A 1,414-nucleotide genomic window follows, 5' to 3' on the forward strand; every position below is an offset into this window, starting at 1 on the left:
CTGAGACCTGATGCCGAGCCGATTGTGGTGAAGTGGATGATCCTATGCTGTCGAGAAAAGCCTCTAGCGAGTTTTATGGCGGCCCGTACCCTAAACCGACTCAGGTGGTCAGGTAGAGAATACCGAGGCGTTCGGGTGAACTATGGTTAAGGAACTCGGCAAAATGCCCCCGTAACTTCGGGAGAAGGGGGGCCATCACTGGTGATCGGATTTACTCCGTGAGCTGGGGGTGGCCGCAGAGACCAGCGAGAAGCGACTGTTTACTAAAAACACAGGTCCGTGCGAAGCCGTAAGGCGATGTATACGGACTGACGCCTGCCCGGTGCTGGAACGTTAAGGGGACCGGTTAGTCACTCTTCGGGGTGGCGAGGCTGAGAACTTAAGCGCCAGTAAACGGCGGTGGTAACTATAACCATCCTAAGGTAGCGAAATTCCTTGTCGGGTAAGTTCCGACCTGCACGAATGGCGTAACGACTTCTCGACTGTCTCAACCATAGGCCCGGTGAAATTGCACTACGAGTAAAGATGCTCGTTTCGCGCAGCAGGACGGAAAGACCCCGGGACCTTTACTATAGTTTGATATTGGTGTTCGGTTCGGCTTGTGTAGGATAGCTGGGAGACTGTGAAGTGCGGGCGCCAGCCCGTGTGGAGTCGTCGTTGAAATACCAGTCTGGTCGTGCTGGATGTCTAACCTGGGTCCGTGATCCGGATCAGGGACAGTGTCTGATGGGTAGTTTAACTGGGGCGGTTGCCTCCTAAAGAGTAACGGAGGCGCCCAAAGGTTCCCTCAGCCTGGTTGGTAATCAGGTGTTGAGTGTAAGTGCACAAGGGAGCTTGACTGTGAGACCGACGGGTCGAGCAGGGACGAAAGTCGGGACTAGTGATCCGGCGGTGGCTTGTGGAAGCGCCGTCGCTCAACGGATAAAAGGTACCCCGGGGATAACAGGCTGATCTTCCCCAAGAGTCCATATCGACGGGATGGTTTGGCACCTCGATGTCGGCTCGTCGCATCCTGGGGCTGGAGTCGGTCCCAAGGGTTGGGCTGTTCGCCCATTAAAGCGGTACGCGAGCTGGGTTTAGAACGTCGTGAGACAGTTCGGTCCCTATCCGCTGCGCGCGCAGGAATATTGAGAAGGGCTGTCCCTAGTACGAGAGGACCGGGACGGACGAACCTCTGGTGTGCCAGTTGTCCTGCCAAGGGCATGGCTGGTTGGCTACGTTCGGGAGGGATAACCGCTGAAAGCATCTAAGCGGGAAGCCTGCTTCGAGATGAGTATTCCCACCCCCTTTGAGGGGTTAAGGCTCCCAGTAGACGACTGGGTTGATAGGCCGGATCTGGAAGCACCGCAAGGTGTGGAGGTGACCGGTACTAATAGGCCGAGGGCTTGTCCTCAGTTGCTCGCGTCCACTGTGT

Annotated in this window: 1 rRNA gene; it reads left to right on the top strand. The window is 56.4% G+C overall.

The annotated features are described in order from the left end of the window. A 23S ribosomal RNA gene (locus tag ACFYPC_RS37025) occupies positions 1–1,393 on the top strand; the annotation flags it as partial. Between the last annotated feature and the right edge of the window lie 21 nt (positions 1,394–1,414).

Source organism: Streptomyces sp. NPDC005808 (assembly GCF_042871385.1).
Classification (GTDB): Bacteria; Actinomycetota; Actinomycetes; order Streptomycetales; family Streptomycetaceae; genus Streptomyces.